The following is a 17502-nucleotide window of genomic DNA, read 5'->3' as shown; positions in this document are numbered from 1 at the left end:
GCCGGCCACCCACGCGGGTGTAGCTCAGTTGGTTAGAGCGCCGGCCTGTCACGCCGGAGGTCGCGGGTTCGAGCCCCGTCACTCGCGCCATTTTCTCAATCACTCGGTAAATCGCGTTGCCCCTGTTCCCGCAGGGCGTTCGCGGCTGTTCGCGCTTATGGGCCGGCATCGCGCAAGAGCCCGTGAGCTGAGCCCTTGCGGCCCCTCACACAGATGGCCGAATGGTTTCAAGGTTTCGGGGGCGGTCTATTGATTGTGCGCCGGTGCTTTCGGGCAGTCTCTGATATCGGCCAGATGGCGCTGGGCGCGTTCGGCGCCGGCTTGGCGTGGTGATGGCGCGCCAAAGCCCTGGCGTCGATTTGCGGGTCAAAACCGTGTGCTGGCCGGATGAAGCTGCCGCCAGGCGCAGGAGGATGCCGGCGAACGGCTTCGCAAGGGCGGGACGCCACCTTGACACGCGCCCCCACGCTGCCCGGCTGGGCAAAAACCCTTTGCGATGGCTTTCATTTTACGGTGGGCAAGGATAACAACGCCCGAGCGAAGGCACGCGTAGGGGCAAGCGGATGAGCGACATCGCCAGCCAGATCAGCGCCTATGCGGCGCGCTTCACGGGCGTCGCTCCGGCGGGGCGCGCCCGGGCGCTGTCGCCGCATCTGGCCGCGCTGGAGGCCGAAAGCATCCACATCATGCGCGAGGTGGCAGCCGAGTTTGCCAACCCTGTCATGCTCTACTCCATCGGCAAGGATTCAGCGGTGATGCTGCATCTGGCGCTGAAGGCTTTCTACCCCTCGCGCCCGCCTTTCCCGTTGCAGCACGTGGATACGACGTGGAAATTCCGCGACATGATCGCCTATCGCGACGCGCTGGCCGAGGCGCTGGGCCTGGAAATGCGCGTGGAGATCAATGAAGAGGGCTTGAAGCGGGGCATCGGCCCGTTTGCCTCGGGCTCCAGCCTGCACACCCAGGTGATGAAGACCGAGGCGCTGCGCGCAGCCATGACCCGGCACGGCTATGACGCGGCCTTTGGCGGGGCGCGCCGGGACGAGGAGAAAAGCCGCGCCAAGGAGCGCATCTTCTCCTTCCGCGACGCCCATCACGGCTGGGACCCGCGCAATCAGCGCCCGGAGCTCTGGCGCACCTACAACACCCGCATCCGCAAGGGCGAATCCATCCGGGTCTTCCCGCTGTCCAACTGGACCGAGCTGGATATCTGGCAATACATCCTGGAAGAGGACATCCCCATCGTGCCGCTCTATCTGGCCGCCGAGCGCCCGGTGGTGGAGCGTGATGGCCAGATCCTGATGGCCGATGATGATCGCTTCGTGTTTGAGCCGGGCGAGACGCCGCAGATGCGCCGCATCCGCTTTCGCACTTTGGGCTGCTATCCGCTGACCGCCGCCATCGAGTCCGATGCCGACAGCGTGGAGGCGATTGTCATGGAAATGCTCACCGCGCGCACCTCGGAGCGCTCGGGCCGGCTGATCGATCATGACGAGGCCGGGTCCATGGAGAAGAAAAAGCGCGAGGGGTATTTCTGATCATGAATATCATGACCCCCGAACGCGCCGCCCTGCTCGACCGCCTGACCCGGGCGGGCGGGCGCGGCGTGTTGCGCTTCATCACCTGCGGCTCGGTGGATGACGGCAAGTCGACCCTGATCGGCCGCCTGCTCTATGATTCCAAGCTGTTGTTCGAGGACCAGATCGCCACGCTGGAGCGCGATTCGAAAAAGCACGGCACGGCGGGCGAGAACGAGATCGATTTCGCGCTGCTGCTGGATGGGCTTGAGGCCGAGCGCGAGCAGGGCATCACCATTGATGTGGCCTACCGCTTTTTCAGCACCGAAAAGCGCAAATTCATCGTCGCCGACACGCCCGGCCATGAGCAGTACACGCGCAATATGGCCACCGGCGCCTCGACGGCCGATCTGGCCATCATCCTGGTGGATGCGCGCAAGGGCGTGCTGACCCAGACCCGGCGCCACACCTGGATCGCCGACATGATGGGCATCCGCCACGCTGTGCTGGCGGTCAACAAGATGGATCTGGCCGGCCATTTGCGCGCGCGCTTCCACGAGATCGTGTCAGATTATCTGCGCGTGGCCGAGGCGCTGGGTTTCGACACCATCACGCCGATCCCGATTTCGGCGCGCTATGGCGACAATATCTTCCAGCGCTCGGACAACATGGCCTGGCATGACGGGCCGACCCTGATGGAACATCTGGAAAGCGTCGACACCGACGCCGCCGAGGCGCTCGATCATCCTTTCCGCATGCCGGTGCAATGGGTTAACCGGCCCGACGCCGATTTCCGCGGATTTTCCGGCTCCATCGCCGGAGGGCGCATCGCGCCGGGCGACGAGATCGCCGCAGCCCAGAGCGGCAAGACCGCGAAAATCGCGCGCATCGTCACGGCGGACGGCGATCTCGACAGCGCCGGCGCGGGCCAGGCGGTCACCCTGGTGCTGGACCGCGAGATCGATATCGCCCGCGGCGACATGCTGGCTGACGCCAAGGCGCGCCCCGCCGTCTCCGGCCAGTTCGCCGCCGAAATCCTGTGGATGGCCGAGGAGGAGATGCTGCCCGGGCGGACCTATCTTCTCAAAGCCGGCGGCCAGGTGACGCCGGTCTCCGTCACCACGCTCAAGCACAAGCTCAACGTCAACACGTTCGAGCGCGAGCCGGGCGTGAGCCTGCAGCTCAACGAGATCGGGGTGTGCAATTTGTCCACCGCGCGCGCCATCGCGTTTGATCCCTATGCCGAGCTGCGCGAGACCGGCGCCTTCATCCTGATCGACCGCTTCACCCACCAGACCGTGGCCGCAGGCATGATCGCCTTCTCCCTGCGCAGGGCGAGCAATGTCCACGCCCAGGCCATGGACGTCACCAAGGCGCGCCGCTCCGAGCTGAAGGGCCAGAAGCCGGCCATTCTCTGGTTCACCGGCCTGTCGGGCGCAGGCAAGTCCACCATCGCCAATCTGGTCGAGCAGAAGCTGGCGGCCATCGGCCGGCACACCTATTCGCTGGACGGCGACAATGTGCGCCACGGGCTGAACCGGGATCTGGGCTTCACCGATGTGGACCGGGTGGAGAATATCCGGCGCATCGGCGAGGTGGCCAAACTGTTCGTGGATGCCGGCCTGATCGTGACCTGCTCCTTCATCTCGCCCTTCCGGGCCGAGCGCATGATGGTGCGCGAGATGGCCGAGCCGGGCGAGTTCATCGAGGTGTTCGTGGACGCGCCTCTGGAAGCCTGCATGGCGCGCGACCCCAAGGGGCTCTACCGCAAGGCGAAAGCCGGCGAGATCAAGAATTTCACCGGCTTCGACAGCCCCTATGAGGCGCCCGAAGCGCCCGACCTGCACCTGAAAACCGCCGACATCACCGCCGAGGCCGCCGCCGAAGAGGTGATCGAACAGCTGATCAAGCGCGGTGTGATCGGGTAGGGGGCGTCTGTCACCAGTGTGACATGGCGAAGGGGCCATGCCCGTCTTGCGCCGGCGGAAGACCGCGTCCTGTCGCGCCGGAGGCCGCCGGTTCGCGCCCCGTCACTCGCCTCCCTCTGGCGCGGGTGCGGCATTCTGCCCTATGCTGGCGCCATGATTCGCAACAACTGACAGGGGCTTACCATGGCGAACCTCCTGACCAATCTGCGCCTGACCGTGCTGGTCTCCACCGTGCTGGCTCTGGCGTTTTTCTTCATCTACATCCTGGCCGGGCAGGGCATCGGGCTGGGCGAACCGCAAGTGCTGGAGTCGCTTCTGCGCTGGACCCATGTGGTGGCCGGCATCATGTGGATCGGGCTGTTGTGGTATTTCAACTTCGTCCAGATCCCCACCATGCCCTCCATCCCCGACGAGCTGAAGCCGGCGGTGGGCAAGCATATCGCGCCCGCCGCCCTGTTCTGGTTCCGCTGGGGCGCGGCCTTCACCGTGCTCACCGGCGTGCTGCTGGCGCTGCAGAAGAATTATCTTCTGGAGACATTGAGCCTGGGCGCCATGAGCGGGTTTGCGCCGGGCCATATCTTCATGGGCATCGGCATGTGGCTGGCCCTGATCATGGCGTTCAATGTCTGGTTCGTGATCTGGCCGAACCAGAAAATCGCCCTGGGCATCGTGGATGCGGACGCCGACGCCAAGCCCAAGGCGGCGCGCACGGCCATGCTGTTCTCGCGCACCAATACCCTGCTCTCCCTGCCCATGCTGGTGGCGATGGCGAGCTTCCAGACGCTGGGCTGACCGGGTTCAGCCCTTGAAACGCACACGGCCCCCGGATGCGATCCGGGGGCCGTTTTGCTTGGCCGCTCTGGCGTGATCAGCTCTCGGGCGTCACCAGATCGCCGATCAGGCGGGTGAAGGCGGCCCCGGCGCTGGTGGTGTCCGGCGTGCCGGGTCCGGGCTCTTCCTGGGCCATCATCACGGCGACCAGGCCCGTGGACGGGCTGACGGCGAAAATGGTGTCGAAATAACCGCCCCAGCCGTAATCGCCGGGCAGGCGCCCGCCATCGCCATTGACATAGACCCCCAGCGAATAGCCGAAGGCCAGGCCGATGCGCTGCTGCTCCTCGCCCATGCGGTCCAGGCCCACATGGGGCGTGGTCATGGCCGCCACGCTGTCGGCGGACAGAACGCGCACGCCGTCCAGCTCCCCGCCATTGGCCAGCATCTGGGCGAAGCGGATATAGTCATTGGCCGTGGAGAACAGCCCCGCGCCGCCCGCCTCCACCTGCGCCAGCACGGCCAGATCGCGGGTGCGCTCCACGCGCACGAGCGCGCCGTCCTCGTCATGGGTGTAGAGCGCCGCCAGGCGCTCGCTCAAGGCCTCATCGGGGAAGAAGCTGGTGTCGGCCATGCCCAGCGGCGCAAAGATGCGCGCCTGCATGAAGGCTTCCACGCTCATGCCCGATGCGGCCGCGATCACCTGGCCCAGAATGTCATTGGAGTAGGAATAGAACCAGCGCTCGCCCGGCTGGAAATAGAGCGGCAGGCCGGCCAGCACGTCGATGCGCTCGGCCAGGCTTCGGCCATCGGCGCGGTAGATGTCGCGGTCGATATAGAGCGCGCCCAGATGGGTGCGGTAATCAAACAGATAGCCCACGCCCGAGGTGTGGGTGAGCAGATCCTCGATGGTGATGGGCCGCGCCAGCGCTTCGGTCGGGATGTCATAGCGCTCGTCATGCATGAGCGAGCTGGCCACCCGCGCGCCGGCGAAAGACGGGATGAAGCGCGCGACCGGGTCATCCAGCGACACAGCGCCGTCCTCGGCCAGCATCATGATGGCGGCGGCCGTCACCGGCTTGGTCATGGAGGCGATGCGCACCACCGTGTCGGCGGTCATGGGCCGGCCCGCTTCGATATCGGCGTAACCGGCCGCGCTGACATGGCGCACCACGCCGTCACGCGCGATGACGGCCACAAAGCCGGCCCGGTCCTGGCTGGCGGCCAGCTCGGCCAAAGCTGCGTCCAGAGCCGCCACACCGGCCGCGTCCAGGCCGCGCGCCGCATCAGCCGGTTCCGGGGCAGGCGCGGGCGCAGGGGGTGGCGCCTCGGGCGCGGGCGTCTCGCGTTCGCCGCAGGCGGCCAGCACAAGCAGGGCCGATGAAGCGAAAGCAGCAAGCAAGGCGCGCCAGGGCGCGGCGTCAGACCGGAACATATTATCCCCTTTTGAAATGAAAGCAGCCGCAACGAGCCTCGCTGCGGCTGCCGGTCACGTCAATCAGCAATTGGCGCGAGGGATCAGGCTTTGGCGAAATTGTCCGCCGCGAAGTCCCAGTTCACCAGATGCTCCAGGAAGGCGGTGATATAGTCCGGGCGCCGGTTCTGGAAGTCGAGATAATAGGCGTGCTCCCACACATCCATGGTCAGGAGGGGGGTGACGCCGTCCTCGGTCAGCGGGGTTTCGGCATTGCCGGTCTTGCGCACGTCCAGCTTGCCGTTTTTGACCACCAGCCAGGCCCAGCCCGACCCGAACTGGCCCGCGCCCGCCGCCTTGAAGGCGTCGGCGAATTTTTCAAACGAGCCGAAATCCCGGCCGATGGCCTCGGCCAGCTTGCCCGTAGGGCGTCCGCCGCCGCCGGGTTTCATGGAGCGCCAGTAGAAGCTGTGGTTCCAGATCTGGGCGGCGTTGTTGAACAGGGCGGCGTTCTTGTCGGTCCAGGCGGCGCGAATGATGGTTTCCAGCGCCTCGCTGTCCAGCGGCGTGCCTTTGACCAGCTCATTGGCCTTGTCCACATATGTCCTGTGGTGCTTGCCATGGTGGAAATCCAGCGTCTCAGCGCTGATATGAGGCGCCAGCGCGTCGCGGGCATAGGGCAGGTCGGGGAGGGTGATGGCCATTCTCGGGCTCCTTGCTTGGGGCTGTGCTCTCAAGGGCCATATGGGCGTGATCGCGCCCGGGTCCACCGCAGGAGAGGTGATTTGACTGAAGCCGGCTTTGCAGATGCGCTGAAGCGTGACGATCCGGACCGGTGGATGGCCGCGCAGTTTGCGCCGGCTGACGTGCGCGCGCGGCTGGTCACGCTCTACGCCTTCTATCACGAGATCGCCCGCGTGCCCGACGCGGTCAGCGAGCCGGTGATTGGCGAGATGCGCCTGAACTGGGCGCGCGAGGCGGTGCGCGATCTCTACGCCACGCCCCCCAAAGTGCGCCGCCATGACGTGTATGAGGCCTTGGCGGACCTGAAAGCCGCGCCCGGCGCGCCCGATAGCGCCCTTCTGGACCAGATGGTCGAGGCGCGCGCCGCCGATCTGGGGCAGGGGCCTTTTCCCACCCGCCAGGACCGCCTGGACTATGTGGACCGCACGGCCGGTCTTCTGATGCGCGCAGCTTTTCGCCTGTGCGCGCCGGACATGACGCTGGAGGGGCGGGCGGCGGACGCCGTTCAGGCGGCGGGGCGGTTTTGGGGGCTGACGGGGCTGGTGCGCGCGTTTGCGCCGCTATGCGCCGCCGGGCGTCCGCCCCTGGCCGCGGACGAGGCGGCGGGCGCGGGCCTGACCGAGAGCGACTGGCTGTCCGGGCGCAAGCCCGATGCTGCGCGCGCTGCGCTCGCCGGCCTGATGAACGAAGCAAACGAAGCCGGAGAGGCGCTGGCGGCCAGCCGCGCCGCCCTGCCGGCGCAAGCCTTTGCTGCGGTGGGCTATGCCCGGCTGGCGCGCGGCTATCTGCGCGCGGCGGGCGCCATCGCCGATCCGTTCCGCGAGCGTCCCGAACCGGCGCTTCTGACCCGCCAGCTGGCGCTGAGCTGGGCCTCGCTGACGGGCAGGATATAGCCCGTCAGCCAGACCCGGCTGGTCAGTCCGCCTTGAACACGGCCCGGTAGACGAAGCCGGCGATCACCGCGCCCGCCAGCGGCGCCAGCCAGAACAGCCAGAGCTGGCCCGCAGCCCCGCCATCGCCTAGCGCCAGCCATTCCAGCACCGCCGGTCCGGTGCTGCGCGCCGGGTTCACCGAGGTGTTGGTGACAGGAATGCTGATCAGGTGGATGAGCGTCAGGCACAGCCCGATGGCGATGGGCGCAAAGCCCGCCGGCGCGCGCTTGTCCGTCGCGCCAATGATCACCAGCAGGAATCCCAGGGTCAAAATCAGCTCGATGGAGAAGCCGGAGACCAGCGAATACCCGCCCGGCGAGCGCTCGCCAAACCCGTTGGAGGCCAGACCCGTCACCTCGCCCGGCCCGCCCTGAGCGATGAGCCAAAGTGCGGCGGCGGCGGCCAGGGCGCCCAGCAGCTGGGCGATGATATAGGCGGGAATATCGCGCGCCTCGAAGCGCCCGCCCGCCCACAAGCCCAGCGTCACCGCCGGGTTGAGATGGCATCCCGAAATATGCCCGATGGCGTAGGCCATGGTCAGAACCGTCAGGCCGAACGCCAGCGAGACGCCCAGAAGCCCGATGCCGATATCACCGAACGCCGCCGCATACATGGCGCTGCCGCACCCGCCGAAGACCAGCCAGAATGTACCGATAAACTCTGCTGTTGCACGTTTCGCTATGGGCATGAGAATCGCCCCCTTTGTTATTGTCCCTGAAAATATCATGCCTGCGATCAGCGGATTGTCATAGGCGTAATCCACACTTTTTATTATTCTATATTGTATACACGCATGGCGGGGCGGACTGAAAATATGTCCGGACCACCGGTCTATAGCGCTCCGTTTCCGGCTTGCGCATTGCGCCGCGCGGCGGCCGGGAGCCCCCTCCATGAAGGCAATTATAGGTGGTATATGAGATTAAATCATCTAAAATGCGCTATTGCTGCAATCGGCGCCTAGCGTAAGGAGGCGTGATCATGACGGGCAAAACCGCAGGGGCTTATATCACCGGGCTGTTCAAAAACGGCGCTTATACCGGAGCGCCGGCCGAGGCGGCGATGATCAGCTCGGCCATGACCGACTATATATTCTGGTCGATCCATGTGCACGACAATGGCGATCTCTATTACAATAATGACGCGATTTGCGCCGGAGGTTCGGCGGTTGCCGCCATCGCCGGTCCGATTGGCGATTTCATAGCCAAGGCGAAGGCCAATCACGCGGCCAGCTCGGTCTGGTTCTCCATCGGCGCGGGCGGCGTCCATGATTTCCAGGCGATCGAGACCATTCTGAACAACCCCTCAGGGCCGGCTTACAAGAACCTGTTCGCCAATTTCGCCGCGCTCTACGCGCTGGGCGGTGACGGGTTCGATTTCGATTATGAGGAAAGCATCGCCGATCCCGTGAGCACGATCTCGACGCTGGGCGCGGATTTGTACAAACAGCTGGGCGCGCGCATCACCTACTGCCCGTATTACGGGGAGAGTGTCTGGATCCAGTGCCTGCAGCAGACCCTGATCAAGGCGGGGGTTCAGCCGGTGGAGGCGTTCCGTCTGCAATGCTATTCGGGCGGCTACAGCAATGATCCCAGGGACTGGGTGACGGCGCTGGAGCAGGCTGGTGCGGCCAAAACGGGAGTCAGCGACCCGGCCGCGTTCGTGCGCCCGGGCATGGCGATCGCCGGAGGGTCTTCCACGCCACAGCTTTCACCCAGCCAAATGGCCGCGAGAATCAAGAGCTGGGGCAGCCCGGGCGGCTGGATCTGGAACACCGAAGAGGTGCTCAAGGTTCAACCCTCTACCGGCCATTCCATCGCCGATTACGCCATCGCCATTCTGGGCGCGGCGAAGGATTAACCCGCCAGCTTCTTCTGCCGCGCCCGGTCGCGTTCCAGGATCGGCTTGAGATAGCGCCCCGTCCAGCTGGCCTCCACGGCGGCCACATCCTCGGGCGTGCCGGCGGCGACAAGTTCGCCGCCGCCATCGCCGCCCTCGGGGCCCAGATCAATCACCCAGTCGGCGGTCTTGATGACATCGAGATTATGCTCGATCACCACCACGCTATTGCCCTGCTCGACCAGCTCATGGAGCACTTCGAGCAGCTTGCGCACGTCCTCGAAATGCAGGCCGGTGGTGGGTTCGTCGAGGATATAGAGCGTCTTGCCGGTGGAGCGTTTGGCCAGCTCCTTGGAGAGCTTCACCCGCTGCGCCTCGCCGCCGGACAGGGTGGTGGCGGGCTGGCCGACCTTCACATAGCCCAGCCCCACGCGCTGGAGCGTCTCCATCTTGTCGCGCACCGAGGGCACCGCCTTGAAGAACTCGGCGGCCTCGTCGACGGTCATGTCCAGCACGTCGGCGATGGACTTGCCCTTGAAGGTGACCTCCAGCGTCTCGCGGTTGAAGCGCTTGCCGTGGCACACATCGCACTCGACATAGACGTCGGGCAGGAAGTGCATCTCGATCTTCACCACCCCGTCGCCCTGGCACGCCTCGCAGCGCCCGCCCTTCACGTTGAACGAGAAGCGCCCCGGCTTGTAGCCGCGCGCCTGGGATTCGGGCAGGCCGGCGAACCAGTCGCGGATCGGCGTGAAGGCGCCGGTATAGGTGGCCGGGTTGGAGCGCGGCGTGCGCCCGATGGGGGACTGGTCGATATCGATGATCTTGTCGAGCTGGTCGAGCCCGTCCACGCTGTCATGATCGGCAGGCACGTCCGAGGCGTTGTTGAGACGGCGCGCGGCGGCCTTGTACAGCGTCTCGATGGTAAGCGTTGATTTGCCGCCGCCCGACACCCCGGTGACGCAGGTGAACACGCCCAGCGGGAACACCGCGTCCACGCCCTTGAGATTATTGCCCCGCGCCCCGCGCACAATGATCTGGCGCTTGGGATCGGCCTTCCGGCGGCGCTCGGGCACCGGGACGAGGCGCGCGCCGGACATGTATTGCCCGGTCAGGCTCGCCGGATTGGCCGCGATCTCGGCCGGCTTGCCCTCGGCTACGATGCGCCCGCCATGCACGCCGGCGGCGGGGCCCAGATCGACCACATAGTCCGCCGTCTCGATGGCTTCCTCGTCATGCTCCACCACGATCACGGTATTGCCCAGATCGCGCAGGCCCCGCAGGCTTTCGAGCAGGCGGGAATTGTCGCGCTGGTGCAGGCCGATGGACGGCTCGTCGAGCACATAGAGCACGCCGGTGAGCCCTGAGCCGATCTGGGAGGCCAGGCGGATGCGCTGGCTTTCTCCGCCCGACAGCGTGCCCGAGGCGCGGCTGAGGGACAGGTAATCGAGGCCCACATCCACCAGGAAGCGCAGCCGGTCGCGGATCTCCTTGAGGATACGCCGGGCGATCTCCTGATCCTTGGCGGACAGGGTGGATTCCACCGTGGTGAACCAGTCCAGCGCCTGGCGGATGGAGACATCCACGGCTTCGGAAATGTCGCGCCCGCCCACACGGACGGCCAGGGCTTCCGGCTTCAGGCGCTTGCCGCCGCAGGTTCCGCAGGGCTGGGCGGACTGGAAGCGGGCAAGATCGTCGCGCACCCAACTGGAATCGGTCTCGCGCCAGCGCCGCTCCAGATTGGGGATCACACCTTCAAAGGACTTGGTGGTGGAGAACTGGCGCAGCCCGTCCTCATAGGTGAATTTCACCTTTTCCGACGTGCCGTGCAGCACCACCTGGCGGAAATCCTCGGGCAGGTCGCGCCAGGGCGCGAACATGGACGCGCCATAATGGTCGGCCAGCGCCTGCAGGGTCTGCTGGTAGAGCTTGGAGGTGGCCCGGCTCCAGGGCGCCACCGCGCCGTCATAGAGCGACTTGTCCCGGTCGGGGACCACCATGTGTTCGTCGAATTTCAGGCTCTGGCCCAGACCGTCACAGGCCGGGCAGGCGCCGAACGGATTGTTGAACGAGAACAGTCGCGGCTCGATCTCGGGGATGGTGAAGCCGGAGACCGGGCAGGCGAATTTCTGCGAGAAGATCATCCGCTCGCCGGTGTCGTAGGTCTTCTCCCCCGTTGAGGCCGCGCCTGCGAATTCCGCCATGGCGATGCCGTCGGCCAGGCGCAGGGCGGTTTCCAGCGAGTCCGCCAGGCGCTGTTCCAGGCCCGGCTTGATGACGATGCGGTCCACCACGACATCGATGTCGTGCTTGTATTTCTTGTCGAGCTCGGGGACGTCCTCGAGCGTATGGAAGGCGCCGTCCACCTTCACCCGCTGGAAGCCCTGCTTCATCAGCTCGGCGAATTCCTTGCGGTATTCGCCCTTTCGCCCGCGCACGATGGGGGCCAGCAGGTAGAGCCGCGCGCCCTCTTCCAGCGTCATCAGCCGGTCGACCATCTGGGACACGGTCATGGCCGAGATCGGCTCGCCGGTGGCGGGCGAGTAGGGCACGCCCACCCGCGCCCAGAGCAGGCGCATATAGTCGTAGATCTCCGTCACCGTGCCCACGGTGGAGCGCGGGTTTTTCGAGGTGGTCTTCTGCTCGATGGAGATGGCCGGCGACAGCCCCTCGATGGAATCCACGTCCGGCTTGCTCATCAGCTCCAGGAACTGGCGCGCATAGGCCGACAGGCTCTCCACATAGCGGCGCTGGCCCTCGGCATAGATGGTGTCGAACGCCAGCGAGGACTTGCCCGATCCCGACAGCCCCGTGAACACGATCAGCTGGTCGCGCGGCAGGTCCACCGACACGTCCTTGAGATTATGCTCGCGCGCGCCGCGCACGGAGATGGTTTTCAAGGGATCGGTCATGGGGAGAGCTTTCGTGGAATCGCAGTGTGCCGATATAAGCTGACAATAGGCGCAAACATCAAGAACAAATACTGAACAACTGTGTGTGCCGGATCAGGGAAGCGTATAGCCGCGATGGCGCGCTTCGATCTCCAGGTCGATGATGTCGGCGCCGATCTCCGCCAGCTCCCGGCGCAGGGCGCGCTCATCATTGTAAGTGCGTGCAGACACGCGCAATTGCTCAAGAGCGCCCAGCACGCCAATGAGGCCGAAGAGGTATGATACAGGACCCGACGCCAGAACAACGCCTGCGCCGCCAAGAAGTGCGATGAGGCCCGGCGTGCGATGATCTTTCAGGCCTTCAAGCCTGCCATTGATTTGAGAAAGCCGCAGGGACAGAAGGTGGAACTCCTGCCGGATGCGCGCGTCAGGCCAGTTCTGGAACCGTCTCACGTCTCCCGGCTTTCCCCGGAAGGCTCCATGGCGTGCGCCGCCAGCATGGCGCGGCGCTGCAAGCGCAGGGCCTCAAGCTGAAGAATGCGCCGGCGCGAGGCCTGCACGGTCGCGACCCCGTAAAAGCCGAAGGCGGCGGCAATGATCATCACGCCCAGCAACAGGCTGGGGGCATTCATCCCGGACAGGAGCGGGGATGAAGTCAACAGGCTCCACGCCACGGCGATCACGATCACCGCGAGCAGGGCGGCATTGGGCGCCATGAGCTTGAGCGGGTCGAGCCGCTGCTGTTCGTGCAGCGATTTTTCCAGCTCCAGCAGGCGGTCCAGAATGCCCGCCATGCGCGCATCCTGATCAGAGGCCGCAGCGGGCTCGTATGGCGCGTGGGTGTCACTCATGCCCCTCAATATAAGACAGGGCTGTGATCATAGCCATATCCCCCAATCTGGCCTCACTGCTGCGCGGCACGCGGCCCAGACGGGTAGACTTCCGCACGCGCCTCGTGTTCGCTGTCGGGCGACTCGCGCGCCGGGATTGACGTGCGGAACAGAGTGTGAACAAAATGCCTGAAAAGGCAAGCGGGAGCGGATGTGATGGCGGGCAGTGTCAACAAGGTCATTCTGGTGGGCAATCTGGGCGCGGACCCGGAAGTGCGACGGCTCAATTCCGGCGATCCGGTGGTCAATCTGCGCATCGCCACGTCCGAGCAGTGGCGCGACAAGTCCACCGGCGAGCGCCGCGAGAAGACCGAGTGGCACAATGTGGTGATCTTCAACGACAACCTGGCCAAGATCGCCGAGAACTATCTGCGCAAGGGCTCCAAGGTGTATCTGGAAGGCCAGCTCCAGACCCGCAAATGGCAGGACCGCGACGGTAATGACCGCTACACCACCGAAGTGGTGCTGCAAAGATACCGCGGCGAGCTGACCATGCTGGACGGCAAGGGCGGCGGCGGTGACCGCGGCGGCTATGACCAGGGCGATGACCGCTCCTCCGGCGGCGGCGGCCAGCGCTCAAACGACCGCCCGCGCGAGGACTTCTCCTCCGACACGCTGGATGACGACATTCCGTTCTAGGAAATATCCGCCGGAAGCTGGCGGCGGGTCCGGGACCGGGGTGTGGAGGATGATATGAGACGTCTGCGCACCGCCGTTCTGACCGGCGTCCTGATGGCCGTCCTGCTGGCGTGGCCGGCAAAGGCCCAGGAGCTGGACAGCTTGCTGGACGAGGCGGGCGTGACGGGCGCCATTGTGGTCATCCGGGCCTCGGACGGGCGGGCGTGGACGGGCGGCGGCGAGCGGGTTGACGCGCGGTTCATTCCGGCCTCGACATTCAAGATTCCCAACAGCCTGATCCTGTTGCAGTCCGGCGTGGTCAGCGGCCCGGACGCCGCGCTGGCCTGGGACGGGACCGAGCGCCCCTTCGCCAGCTGGAATCAGGACCAGACCTTCGCGCAAGCCTTTCAGCGCTCCACGGTCTGGGCCTACCAGGCCTGGACGCTTGAGCTGGACCGCGGCGCGATGCAGGCGGCCCTTGAGGCGCTGGATTACGGCAATGGCGATGCGGGCGGGGCGCCGGACCGGTTCTGGCTGGACGGACCGCTTGAGATAAGCGCGCGCGAGCAGGCCGGTTTCCTGTCGCGTCTTCACGCCCGTGCGCTGCCCTTCGAGGCCGGCGTCATGGAGACGGTTATCGATCTGATGGCGTTGAGGCGCGGCGAGGGCTGGGTCCTGCGCGGCAAGACAGGCTGGCGTTTTGGGGGCGAGCCGGACACAGGCTGGTTCGCCGGATGGCTGGAGCTTGAAGGCGAGGCCTGGCTGTTCGCGCTCAATATCGACATGCCCGACCCGCCGGCCCAGCTCGCCCTGCGCGCGCGTCTGGCCGAGGCTGCGCTGCAAGAGGTGAGCGGCTGGACGCCGGACTGAACATGGCGGCTGACGCCAGCCTTTGCTTCCAATCCGCACTGGTGCAAACTTCACGCCTGAGGCGTTTGTGAGGGGGAGCCATGCTGCGCATCACGGGCATGATCGGTCTGGGCGCCGTTTTGTCATTGGCGCTGGTTGTCCTGCTCATTCTGGCCGCGGGCGCGAGCCAGCCCATGTCCCAGGGGCCGGAGGCGGCTGAGGCCCGCAGGGCCGCTTTCGCAGAGACGTTCGAGCAGCTCTGGCCGGACTATGCCGGGCGGCTGCCCGATCCGGCCGGGCGCTTCACCATGCGCCATCAGCACCACGGCTTCATCGACGGGGTCGCAGTGGTGGATTTCGAGCTGCAGGACGATGAACTGCCGCTGCCGCCGCTGATCATCGCGGCCGGAGGATCCAATGGCGGGTTCTGGCTGGGCGGTCCGGGCTGGTTTCCCAGCCGGCAATATCTGGGCGCCATGCTGATGAGAAGCGGGTTTTCCATCCGCTCCATCGCCCATTTCGGCGGGCGCCCCTTGCCGGACTGGTTCGGAGAGGGAAGCCTGCCGCCCCGGCTCATGGAAGGATCGCTGGACGCCATCGCCCATGTGGTGCGCGACGCGCGCGGCACGCGCGGGGCGCAGCGCCGCTGCATCGGGTTTATCGGCGTATCCAAGGGCGGCGAGCTGACGCTTTTGCTGGCGGGGTATGGCGAAGAACTGTCAGGCGGTGACGGCCCGCTGATGGATGCGGCGGTGGCTGTGGTCCCCAGCCATGTGGTCAATCAGTCGCCAGCGCGCACGCTGCTGATCCGGTCCAGCTGGTCCATGGGCGGCGAGCCGCTGGAGTTTGTGCGCTATCCCTGGCTGTCGCCGCACATACCCGGCGCGCTGATGCGCGATTATCCTTCCGTACTGGCGCTGTCTCACCAGCTATTGAGCCAGGAGGCGGCGGTGGCGCGCGCCGAAATCCCGGCGGAGCGGGCGGCCATGCCGGTGCTGCTGCAGGGGGCGGTCCGCGACCATATGTGGCCATCGGCTGAAATGTCCCGGGCCGCCATGGCGCGCGCCGGCCGGCTGAACCCCGGTCACGCGCTTGAATACCTGGAATATGATCTGGACCATTTCCTGACGAGCCATCCCGAGCCCATTCTGGACGCCGCCGCCTTTCTCTATGAACGGCTCAGGCAGGCGGCCGAAGACGGGCGTTGCGAGGCCGATTTCCGGCCTCCGGGCGGGGTGGATGCTGAGCCCTCGAGGGATTTGGCGTCAGGCTAGGGCCGCGCCGCTCTCAGGCCACACCAGCGCGATAGCGGGCGAGATCTTCAGGCTCCAGCGCCTTGATCAGGGCGGTGGCGGCGTTATAGCCCGCATCCACCGCGTCATCGAACCGTCGCCACTCGCGCAAATCCATGTCCAGCTCGGGCAGGACCAGAAGATCGGCCGCGTCGCGTGTGGCGGCATGCCGGTCCAGCGTGCCTGCAGTGGCCGCGCGCAGAAGCAGCGAGGCGATGGGCGGCGGGTCGGACAGGCCATGGCGCATCGCCCAGCCGAAAAAGCCCGGCGGGTCGATGAAATCCGCGGCGCTGATGGTGTTGGTGCGCGTCACGTCCGAGCCGATATTCACGCCGCGGTGAAAGCCCTTCATCTCCTTGACCGGGAAATTGTTGAACACCGCCCCGTCCACCAGCACGGACTGCCCATCCACCACCGGCGGCAGCAGGCCGGGAATGGCCAGCGACGCGCGCAGGGCGTGGCGCAGCCTGCCCCGGCGGTGCACGCGCACGCTTCCAGAGGTGAGGTCCGACGAGACGCAGAAGAAGGGCCGGGGCATGTCGGTGATGTCCACATCGCCGAAATGCTCCATCAGGCGCTTGTCCACCCGCTTGCCCCGGATCAGGCTGACCACGGGCAGGGTCCAGTCATTGAGCGGGTTGGAGGTGACGAAGGCCGCGCGCATGCGCTCTTCCAGCTCGGCGTTCTCCCAGCCCTGGGCGGCGCCGGCGGCGATGATGGCGCCCATGGAGGCGCCGCCGAAGAAATCAAACCTTATCTTGGCGTCCTGGAAGGCGCGCACCGCGCCCACATGGGCGTAGGCGCGCGAGCCGCCGCCCGACAGCACCAGTCCCACCGAGCGCCCGTAGAGCGTGCGCGCCAGCGCGTAGACATCCTCGCTGCGCCCCTGACGCCAGTGGAAGCAGCGCGCCGCGTCGGCGGCCTCCACCCATTCAGCCGGACGCGCTGCAGCCCTGTCTCCGCCATGGTGGACCATCACCACATCAATCAGTTTCAGCCGCGCCGCCGGGGAGGGGCTGTCGGGCAGAAGCGGCGTGGAGGGCCGCGCGTCAGCCCGGGCCAGGATCACGATCCGGTCGGCCCGCGCCATGGCGCGCTGGGCCCAGTCGATATCACCCAGACGCGCGGCCAGCACCACCACGTCATGGCGCGCTTCGATCACGTCAATGCGCTGGGGCGACAGGCCTGCGGCCTCCTCGCCCAGCACCTCCACTTTCGCGCCCATGGATTCCAGCGCGCGGCGCAATTCGCGGGCGCGGTAATCGAGATCAATGGTCGGGGAGGTGGTGATGAGGGCGAAGATTTTCGGATCCGAGCCCTGACGCAGCGATCCGCCGCGCAGGCGGAACATCATCATGCGCGCCAGCTCGCGCATCAGCGAGGGGTGGCGCCGGGTGAGCGCCTCGAAGGCGCGTTTGGGCAGGCGCACCAGCTCGCTGTCGCGCAGGGCGTAGACGCTGGCCGAATGGGGCCGGTCCTCCACCAGCGCCATCTCGCCAATGGGCTCGCCCTGGCGGATATGGCCGATCAGCTCGGCGCGCCCGTCCGGGCTGGTGCGAAAGGCGGCCAGCGCGCCCGAGCGCACCATGTAGAAGGCGTCCGCCGTCTCGCCCTCATGGAACAAGGTGGCGCCGGCCGGCAGGCAGAACCACTCCACCTCGGCTTCCACAGCCTTCAGCGCCGCGCCCTCGACGCGGTCCAGAAAGGGCAGGCGGGAGAGGTTGAACTTGACCAAGGCGGGCGATCCGATTCGCGAACGATCCCCATCATCGGTCATTCCCCCCGCCCGCGCCAAGGCCGCTTGCGGGCGGGTAGTGGTC

Annotated in this window: 15 protein-coding genes and 1 tRNA gene; 9 read left to right on the top strand and 7 right to left on the bottom strand. The window is 66.3% G+C overall.

The features are described 5' to 3' along the window. Nucleotides 1-13: 13 nt before the first annotated feature. The 4 genes from F1654_RS04395 (at nt 14) to F1654_RS04380 (ending at nt 4237) form a co-directional block, all read left to right on the top strand. A tRNA-Asp gene (locus tag F1654_RS04395) sits at nt 14-90 on the top strand. 473 nt (nt 91-563) lie between these two features. Next, on the top strand, nt 564-1538 hold the full coding sequence (gene cysD / locus F1654_RS04390) for a sulfate adenylyltransferase subunit CysD (protein ID WP_150022258.1): 975 nt from the start codon (nt 564-566) through the stop codon (nt 1536-1538). Between the two features lie 2 nt (nt 1539-1540). After that, nucleotides 1541-3445, top strand: a complete 1905-nt coding sequence (gene cysN, locus F1654_RS04385) for a sulfate adenylyltransferase subunit CysN (protein WP_269844599.1) — start codon at nt 1541-1543, stop codon at nt 3443-3445. A 183-nt stretch (nt 3446-3628) separates the two neighbouring features. Further along, complete coding sequence (locus F1654_RS04380) at nt 3629-4237, top strand: urate hydroxylase PuuD (RefSeq protein WP_150022257.1); 609 nt, start codon at nt 3629-3631, stop codon at nt 4235-4237. Between the two features lie 76 nt (nt 4238-4313). Here F1654_RS04380 and F1654_RS04375 read toward each other — a convergent pair whose 3' ends face one another. Further along, nucleotides 4314-5651: a serine hydrolase domain-containing protein gene (locus F1654_RS04375; protein WP_150022256.1), complete on the bottom strand. Its 1338-nt coding sequence runs from the start codon at nt 5649-5651 to the stop codon at nt 4314-4316. Between the two features lie 83 nt (nt 5652-5734). Then, on the bottom strand, nt 5735-6334 hold the full coding sequence (locus F1654_RS04370) for a superoxide dismutase (RefSeq protein WP_150022255.1): 600 nt from the start codon (nt 6332-6334) through the stop codon (nt 5735-5737). Nucleotides 6335-6415: 81 nt separating this feature from the next. Between F1654_RS04370 and F1654_RS04365 the strand changes: the two genes are divergently transcribed. Beyond that, nucleotides 6416-7267 carry a squalene/phytoene synthase family protein gene (locus tag F1654_RS04365; protein WP_233205124.1) on the top strand — a complete coding sequence of 284 codons (852 nt, stop codon included), beginning with the start codon at nt 6416-6418 and terminating at the stop codon, nt 7265-7267. 22 nt (nt 7268-7289) lie between these two features. Here the strand turns inward: F1654_RS04365 and aqpZ are convergent, their stop codons facing one another. Then, nucleotides 7290-7994, bottom strand: coding sequence for an aquaporin Z (gene aqpZ / locus F1654_RS04360; protein WP_150022253.1), 705 nt, complete (start codon nt 7992-7994; stop codon nt 7290-7292). 290 nt (nt 7995-8284) lie between these two features. Between aqpZ and F1654_RS04355 the strand changes: the two genes are divergently transcribed. Then, entirely contained in the window at nt 8285-9163 is an 879-nt protein-coding gene (locus F1654_RS04355; RefSeq protein ID WP_150022252.1) for a hypothetical protein, read from the top strand. On the opposite strand, the gene uvrA is transcribed toward F1654_RS04355, so the two are convergent. The 3 genes from uvrA to F1654_RS04340 all read right to left on the bottom strand — a co-directional run bounded on the left by uvrA (nt 9160) and on the right by F1654_RS04340 (nt 12884). Beyond that, on the bottom strand, nt 9160-12054 hold the full coding sequence (uvrA, locus tag F1654_RS04350) for an excinuclease ABC subunit UvrA (RefSeq protein WP_150022251.1): 2895 nt from the start codon (nt 12052-12054) through the stop codon (nt 9160-9162). The genes F1654_RS04355 and uvrA overlap by 4 nt on opposite strands. A 93-nt stretch (nt 12055-12147) precedes the next feature. Beyond that, nucleotides 12148-12486 carry a hypothetical protein gene (locus F1654_RS04345; protein WP_150022250.1) on the bottom strand — a complete coding sequence of 113 codons (339 nt, stop codon included), beginning with the start codon at nt 12484-12486 and terminating at the stop codon, nt 12148-12150. Beyond that, nucleotides 12483-12884, bottom strand: a complete 402-nt coding sequence (locus F1654_RS04340; protein ID WP_150022249.1) for a hypothetical protein — start codon at nt 12882-12884, stop codon at nt 12483-12485. The genes F1654_RS04345 and F1654_RS04340 overlap by 4 nt, the downstream gene beginning before the upstream one ends. 195 nt (nt 12885-13079) lie before the next feature. On the opposite strand from F1654_RS04340, the gene ssb reads away from it, so the two are divergent. The 3 genes from ssb to F1654_RS04325 all read left to right on the top strand — a co-directional run bounded on the left by ssb (nt 13080) and on the right by F1654_RS04325 (nt 15664). Further along, nucleotides 13080-13562 carry a single-stranded DNA-binding protein gene (ssb, locus tag F1654_RS04335; protein ID WP_150022248.1) on the top strand — a complete coding sequence of 161 codons (483 nt, stop codon included), beginning with the start codon at nt 13080-13082 and terminating at the stop codon, nt 13560-13562. A 54-nt stretch (nt 13563-13616) separates the two neighbouring features. Continuing rightward, entirely contained in the window at nt 13617-14411 is a 795-nt protein-coding gene (locus F1654_RS04330) for a class D beta-lactamase (protein WP_150022247.1), read from the top strand. Nucleotides 14412-14491: 80 nt separating this feature from the next. Continuing rightward, on the top strand, nt 14492-15664 hold the full coding sequence (locus F1654_RS04325) for an acyl-CoA thioester hydrolase/BAAT C-terminal domain-containing protein (RefSeq protein ID WP_150022246.1): 1173 nt from the start codon (nt 14492-14494) through the stop codon (nt 15662-15664). A 13-nt stretch (nt 15665-15677) separates the two neighbouring features. On the opposite strand, the gene F1654_RS04320 is transcribed toward F1654_RS04325, so the two are convergent. Beyond that, on the bottom strand, nt 15678-17417 hold the full coding sequence (locus F1654_RS04320; protein ID WP_233205122.1) for a patatin-like phospholipase family protein: 1740 nt from the start codon (nt 17415-17417) through the stop codon (nt 15678-15680). Nucleotides 17418-17502: the final 85 nt, after the last annotated feature.

Source organism: Alkalicaulis satelles, from assembly GCF_008630495.1.
Classification (GTDB): domain Bacteria; phylum Pseudomonadota; class Alphaproteobacteria; order Caulobacterales; family Maricaulaceae; genus Oceanicaulis; species Oceanicaulis satelles.
This window is presented reverse-complemented; position numbering and strand designations above follow the sequence as displayed.

Excerpts from the sequence above, each read along its gene's own strand:
- F1654_RS04380 (WP_150022257.1), top strand. The coding sequence starts at position 3,629 with ATGGCGAACCTCCTGACCAATCTGCGCCTGACCGTGCTGGTCTCCACC.
- F1654_RS04355 (WP_150022252.1), top strand. The coding sequence starts at position 8,285 with ATGACGGGCAAAACCGCAGGGGCTTATATCACCGGGCTGTTCAAAAAC.
- F1654_RS04375 (WP_150022256.1), bottom strand. The coding sequence starts at position 5,651 with ATGTTCCGGTCTGACGCCGCGCCCTGGCGCGCCTTGCTTGCTGCTTTC.
- ssb (WP_150022248.1), top strand. The coding sequence starts at position 13,080 with ATGGCGGGCAGTGTCAACAAGGTCATTCTGGTGGGCAATCTGGGCGCG.
- F1654_RS04330 (WP_150022247.1), top strand. The coding sequence starts at position 13,617 with ATGAGACGTCTGCGCACCGCCGTTCTGACCGGCGTCCTGATGGCCGTC.
- uvrA (WP_150022251.1), bottom strand. The coding sequence starts at position 12,054 with ATGACCGATCCCTTGAAAACCATCTCCGTGCGCGGCGCGCGCGAGCAT.
- F1654_RS04325 (WP_150022246.1), top strand. The coding sequence starts at position 14,492 with ATGCTGCGCATCACGGGCATGATCGGTCTGGGCGCCGTTTTGTCATTG.
- cysN (WP_269844599.1), top strand. The coding sequence starts at position 1,541 with ATGAATATCATGACCCCCGAACGCGCCGCCCTGCTCGACCGCCTGACC.
- F1654_RS04340 (WP_150022249.1), bottom strand. The coding sequence starts at position 12,884 with ATGAGTGACACCCACGCGCCATACGAGCCCGCTGCGGCCTCTGATCAG.
- cysD (WP_150022258.1), top strand. The coding sequence starts at position 564 with ATGAGCGACATCGCCAGCCAGATCAGCGCCTATGCGGCGCGCTTCACG.
- F1654_RS04370 (WP_150022255.1), bottom strand. The coding sequence starts at position 6,334 with ATGGCCATCACCCTCCCCGACCTGCCCTATGCCCGCGACGCGCTGGCG.
- aqpZ (WP_150022253.1), bottom strand. The coding sequence starts at position 7,994 with ATGCCCATAGCGAAACGTGCAACAGCAGAGTTTATCGGTACATTCTGG.